Below are 6,335 nucleotides of genomic sequence, written 5' to 3'. Positions count from 1 at the left end.
CCTCGCGAGCCTCAGTTTGCAGCGGCTACGAAATCGCCCGATCGGGAACCTGCTTCGTCGACGAGACCATCGGTCATCGCGATGCAGCGCCGGGCCCGCCGCATGACGGCCGGATCGTGGGTCGAGAACACGAAGGTGATGCCCTTCGTCTCGTTCAATTCGGCCATCAAGTCGATGAGCGACGCGGCCGTCTTGGCATCGAGGTTCGCGGTCGGCTCGTCCGCCAGCACCAGGCGGGGCTCGGCGGCGATGGCTCGCGCGATGGCGACGCGCTGCTGCTGACCGCCCGAGAGCTCCGCGGGAAATCGAGCCTCCATGCCCGACAATCCCACCAGGGACAAGACGTGGCGCGCGCGCGCGCGGCGTTCCTTCAGGTCGCGCCCCTGCAGCATCATGACGTATTCGACGTTCTCGAGGGCGTCGAGGACCGGGATGAGATTGTAGGCCTGGAATACGAAGCCGATCTTTTGAAGACGCAAATGGCTGAGCGCCGCGTCCGATAGTTTCGTGGTCTCGACATCGTCGACCAGCACGCGCCCGGACGTGGCCCGATCGAGCCCGCTGACCAGGTTGAGCAAGGTGCTCTTGCCCGACCCCGAAGGCCCGCAGATGGCGGCAAATTCGCCTTTGTCGATGACGAGATCGACGCCGCGCAGAGCTCTCACTTGGCCAACGCCCGTTCCGTAATTCTTGGTGACGCCTTCGAGTTGGATGATGGCCATTCCGGATCCTTGGTGCAGAGTTTTTGACGTTTCAGCGTAATCGCAGGGCCCTCGCCAAATCGATCCGCGTCGATCGCACGGCCGGCCAGACGCCCGCCATGACCGTGAAGACGAAGACCATCACGGCGAGGAAGACGAGATTCGACGGATCGAGGTACGTGCGTATCTTCAAGTCGACGGCGAAGCCACCCACCGAGAACTCACCCCCCGATGCCCACGCCAGATCGATGCCGCGCGTGGCGAAGAACAGCGCACAACCGCCGCCCAAGAGCGCCCCTGCCGCGCTCCCGAGGATGCCCAAGATGATGGATTCGGTCATCACCTGGCTTCGCAGGAGGCGCGGGGGCGTCCCCAGCGCGAGCAGGACGGCAAACTCACGACTCCTCTCGAGGACGCTCATCAGGATGGTGTTCAGAATGGTCGCCGTCACCAGAACGATGATGATGATCCCAAGTACGCGTGTGATGGTGCCGCTCATGAGGAGCCAGCTCGCGATCTGGGGCATCAGGTCTTGCCAGGGACGGACGGAGACCAGGGGGCCGGCCAAATCGCGGCGCAGCCCCTCGAGCACTCTGGTTTGCGTATTCCAGTCCGACAAAACGAGCCCCACCTGCGTCGCCTGGTCGGGCTCGAGGGCGAGGATCTTCTGCGCCGTAGCCAAGGTGACCTGGAGAATACCGAGGTCAATCTCATCGGAGGCCGTCTCGAAGATGCCAATGACGCGCAAGAGGGTGTCGCTCGATTCACCGTGCGCGTCGACCGTCGTGAGCACGACCTTGGAGTCCAGATCGAGCTTCAGCCGCTCGGAGAGACGTTTGCCAATGAGCACGCCCTTGGCGTCGTCGGGCGCGAGATAGCGTCCTTTGACGATGCGATGGGCGAAGAGCGAGACCTCCGCCTCGACCCGGGGGTCGACGCCCATCAACACCGCGCCGGACGAGCCATTGGCGACGCTGACCATCGCTTGGGCGAGGACGATGGGCTTGACGATCTCGATCTCCGGATACGTCGATGCCAGGCTCTGGACCCTGGCGATGCTGGGGACGAACCACCCCGCCGCCGGATCTTCGCGGAACTTCGCGTGCTCCACCGTGATGTGCCCGGCGAGCATGCGCGTCATGTCGCCGATCGTTCGTTTATGCATCCCCGTGACGAAGCTCGCAAAAAATACGGCGAACGCCAGCCCCAGAGCGATCGACGACAACGTGATGAGCGTGCGCCGTTTGTTGCGCCAGAGGCTTCGCCACGCGAGCTTGAAGACGACCAGTTTCTCTCCGCGGGGCTTCATCGCAAATCCCTCATATGTGGTTCATCGCTTGGATGGGATTCAGCCCGCCCGCCTTCCATGCCGGATAGAGTGACGCGCCCAGCGCCGCGACCCACATGGCCGCGATCGGGACCACGATGGCCGCGAGAGACAGCTTCGGGCGCCAGACGCTCATCTCGACACCGGACATCGATACGCTCCCGAGGTTGATGCCGTAGTGCTGCGCCAAGGCGGCGATCACCCCACCGAAGGCCGCCCCCACCACCGTCCCGACGAGGCCGAGGAGGAACGCCTCGCGCGCGACGTCGCGGACGATGCGACCCGGCGTAGCCCCGAGGGCGCGAATGACGCCGAACTCGGGGATTCGCTCGAACGATGCCATGAGCATGGTGTTGAGCACTCCGAGCGCGGCCGCGAAGAGGAAGATCATGCCCACGATGGCCGTGGACCCTCCGACCATGTCGACGGCGCCGGCGGCCGCCGGAAGGAGCTTCCGCCACGTTCGGACGTCCTGGCCCCGGGAGACGCCCCCGACGAGCGCCGCGACGGCCTCGGGAGAGAGACGCCCATGCGACGAGAGCGCGATCTCGTGCACCCCGCCGCCATTCGCGAACATCTCACCGAAATCGTCGGCCCGCATGATGACGGCCGTGCCGTCGATCATCTCGGTCACCGGCTTGAGAATACCTTCGACTTCGTACATGTCCGTGCTGACCGATCCGTCCACGGCGCCGACGATGATGGCGACGCGCGAGCCGATATCGGCGCCCAACGTCCTGGCGATCTTGGCCCCGAGGACGACGCGCCTGCGGTGGTTCCCCTCGCCGAGGAAGGCACCGCGAAGGAGGTGCTTCGGGAGCTCACCGAGCTCCCTCTCGGCGGCGGGATCGACCCCCCAGATTTGACCGCCCGCGGCGTGCTCGTTCATGGAGAGGAGCGCCGGACCAAACGCACGAGGGGCGGCGGATACTCCATGTTCGCGCGCGCGCGAAAGGATCTCGGGGGCGCCTTGCACGGTCTCGTGGATCGATCGCGCGACCATGTACTCGGTCGCGTGCACCTGGACCTCACCGAACCCGAGGTCGACGATGCTGCGGCTCATTTGTTCCATCATCCCGCTCGCCATCGCATAGCAAATGACGAGAACAGCGGTGCTGAACGCGACCGCTGCGAGGCTTATACGAGTCCGCAATCGATTTCGATGTAGATTACGCCACGCGAGACGCCAGCCGCTTCCCATACACCCTCCGAGCCATCGTTCACTTCTGAAGGCTGCGCTGCGAAAATTTGTCGTCCGCGACGTTCACGTCGAACTCGAGCACGTTCCAGCGGATTTCGGTGTACTCGTTCGGCTTGTCTGCCGGGACGAACTTCATCGAGCTGGGGAGGCTCCGGCCGCTGAACGGCCTCTCCGCCGAGAAGATCACGGTCTGCGCGAGCTTCTTCCCTTCATCGAAATAGAAGGCTTTTGTCGGGTTGTGGTCGCTCACCTTGATCAACAAGACGATCTTCCCCCAGACCACCGCCGCGTCGGGCTTGGGAAGGAGCGTGAGCTCGATGACCGCTTGACCGTCGCGGGTGCCTTCGAACGTCTTGGTGGGGATGAAGTCATTGCGCATGCGCGAGCGCTTTACGAGCTCGTTGTTCGAGATATGGCTGCCCATCCAGGACGCGCCCATCATGGAGGGGGAAAGTTTGGTGAGCTGATCGACCTTTGGAAAGTAGTTCCAAATATTGCTGCCCGACATGAGCGTCGAAATTCCGCGCTCCTTTTCGGGGCCGAGGATTCGCATCAGGAACTTGTCGGTCCCCTTTGTCCACTGCTCGATGTCGAGATCGCGCGTGGAGTGCGCCGTCACGACGTGCATGGTCAAGGTGCTGTGGCTCGAGCTGCCGCGATACAGATCGTCGACATGGTCGAGGATCGCGCCCACATCGTTCGCGGGCGCGGCTTGACTCGTGCGCGGCGGGAGGAGCAGCCATACGGAGATTCCAAAAACGGCCAGCAGCCAGGTGATGATGCGCATCCATGTCCTCCCAGTTCACATCTCGTGCACGACACTGCCGTTTGCCCGTGCCCGTGCCGGCTTCGCCGCGACCGCGTCGGCAGGGAGCATGATTCGGAAGCGCGTGGCGATGAAGTCGGCCGCGCCATCGAGGATCGCGCCGGCAACTTGGACGGCGGTCCGATCCCGCCATCGTTCGAGCTTCGTCCCCCGAGCCCACTCGTTGAAGGCTCCGAGCGAAGGTGCCGCGGGGATCAGGTAGTCGACGACGTGGTTCGGATCGCCTTCGAGAGCACGCCTTCGACCATCGAGCAGATACGACCGAAAGATAGCGGCCATCTTCTGCCGCGGCTGACGTTCGAGTCGCGCGCGCTCGGCCGGTTCGAGCCTGCGCTCCACATCATTCCAGACATCGTCGAGCGATCGATGGAAGATCCTCTCCTCGAGCTGGCGGCGGGTGCGCTCATCCAGGCTCTCGATCGATTCATGGTGACGATAGAGCTCGTAGAGTTTGGTCGCGCGCGCGGCGAACATGGCGCCACGCTTGAGGACGCGGATCTTTCCTCCCAACTCGAACCTGTCGGGGCACGGTGCAAAGTCGGTGTCCTGTACCCCCATCCTCTCGAGGAGGTCTTTTGCCGCGTTGCTGGTCGCGGCCTCGACGGTGGCCGCGTTGACGACGCCGGACAGGACGAACTCGGCCCCCAACAGGAACGCCGAGGCTGCAGCGACGGGTGTACCGATGCCGCCCATCCCGACCCGTGGCTTCTGCGCATATCCATGGGTGGCCGCGGCGATATCGCGAAAGGCGAGGGCCAAAGGCAATAGGACTTCGGGGGTGCCGTAGTCCGCGAGCCAGCCGGACTCGATATCCACGCAGATGTCATCGCACATCGGCAGGGTGCGCGCGATGGCCGCGTCCTGAGATGAAATGGCGCCTTCCTGAACCAGCTTGGCGAGCAGGCTCTCCGGCGCCGGGGCCAAGAAGGCCTCGATGATCTCGGGCCGCGACGCACGGGCCAGGATCCGACGCCGGACACCGCGTCCAAGGCCGTGCGCTCGATAGCGTACGAGCGCGCGGGTGACCCCGATGAAGCCCCGCACTTCGAGGGCGGTAACACCCGCGCCCATCAGGGCATCGACGAGGGCCTCCTCCTCCTCGGGGTGCGAGGTCTCATGGGCAATTCCGACGCCGAAGGTCCGATTTCCAACGCCGCGACGGATGGCCGCGATGGCGTCGATCACGCGATCGACCGGCAGGGATGCCGCGCCGAAGAATGCGAGGAACCCCTTCGCGGCCATGGCTTGCACGAGGGCGGGGGACGTCACGCCCGCGTCCAGCGATCCCGCGACATAGGCGTAGCGGACGTCGTACGCCGAACGGAACCATGGGGAGCCCAATGCTTCGGAGCCGATGACACGCGCCGGTTCGACGGCATGCGCGACCACTTCGCGACGCGCCGGTTCGACGGCGAGACGCGCCGGTTCGACAGTTTGCGCGACCACGTCGCGACGCGCCGGCGTCTCGGCCGGCAGCGGCGCCTTCTTGATCTTATCGACGAGACGTTGGAGCACGTTGCCGGGTCCTACCTCGTGGAAGCTCGTCACGCCGCGGCGGAGCAGCCCTTGGATGGATTCGACGAACCGAACCGAGCCCGTGAGCTGCTCCGCGAGCAGCGCGTGCGCGCGCCCGTCCGAGTACTCCCTCGCCTCCACGTTCGAAATGACGGCCATCCGCGGAGGCTTCAGCTCGAACCCCGCGAGGAACGCTTCGAACTCACGCCGCGCAGGCGCCATATAGCGCGAGTGAAACGCGCTGCTAACTTTGAGCTCGACGTAAAGGTTTGCCCCCGCCTCCGCAAACGCCTTCTTGGCCCTTTCGATCGAGTCGCGCGGTCCCGAAATGACATTCTGGTCGGGAGCGTTGAAATTCGCCACGTCGATGTCCGCATGGCCCTCACGCGCGAGCGTCTCCCGGATCTGCTCGAGCGAGAGACCGACGACGGCGGCCATCCCGCCGCCCTGCGCCGTCGCCATCAGCTCGCCGCGTTTCTTCACCAGGCGGAGGCCTGTCTCGAAGTCGAAGACGGAGGCGACCAAGAGGGCGTTGTACTCCCCGAGGCTATGGCCAGCTACGAAATCGGGCGGCCCATTTTCCTGCTCGTACTGAAGATACGAAAGCGCATTCACCACGTAGAGGGCCGGCTGCGTGTACTGCGTTCGATGGAGTTGGTGCTCGGGATCGTCGAGGCACAGCTCGGCGATGGAGTAGCCGAGAATACGGTCCGCCTTTTCGACGTAATCCCCGAATCGATCGAATAGGCCGAAGCCCATCCTCTT

5 protein-coding genes are annotated in these 6,335 nt (G+C 64.5%); all 5 read right to left on the bottom strand.

The window, feature by feature from the left end; genetic code table 11:
* Nucleotides 1–11: 11 nt before the first annotated feature.
* Entirely contained in the window at nt 12–722 is a 711-nt protein-coding gene (locus LZC94_21195; GenBank protein WXB19728.1) for an ABC transporter ATP-binding protein, read from the bottom strand.
* A 31-nt stretch (nt 723–753) separates the two neighbouring features.
* Nucleotides 754–2,010, bottom strand: coding sequence for an ABC transporter permease (locus tag LZC94_21190; GenBank protein WXB19727.1), 1,257 nt, complete (start codon nt 2,008–2,010; stop codon nt 754–756).
* A gap of 10 nt (nt 2,011–2,020) precedes the next feature.
* Nucleotides 2,021–3,115, bottom strand: a complete 1,095-nt coding sequence (locus tag LZC94_21185; GenBank protein WXB20222.1) for an FtsX-like permease family protein — start codon at nt 3,113–3,115, stop codon at nt 2,021–2,023.
* 133 nt (nt 3,116–3,248) lie between these two features.
* Entirely contained in the window at nt 3,249–4,016 is a 768-nt protein-coding gene (locus LZC94_21180) for an outer membrane lipoprotein-sorting protein (GenBank protein WXB19726.1), read from the bottom strand.
* Nucleotides 4,017–4,031: 15 nt separating this feature from the next.
* Complete coding sequence (fabD, locus tag LZC94_21175) at nt 4,032–6,329, bottom strand: ACP S-malonyltransferase (GenBank protein ID WXB19725.1); 2,298 nt, start codon at nt 6,327–6,329, stop codon at nt 4,032–4,034.
* Nucleotides 6,330–6,335 lie beyond the last annotated feature (6 nt).

It is taken from the genome of Sorangiineae bacterium MSr11954 (assembly GCA_037157815.1).
Taxonomy (GTDB): domain Bacteria; phylum Myxococcota_A; class Polyangia; order Polyangiales; family Polyangiaceae; genus Pendulispora; species Pendulispora albinea.
Note: the sequence above shows the minus strand (reverse complement) of the source record. Positions and strands in the feature narration are given on the sequence as shown.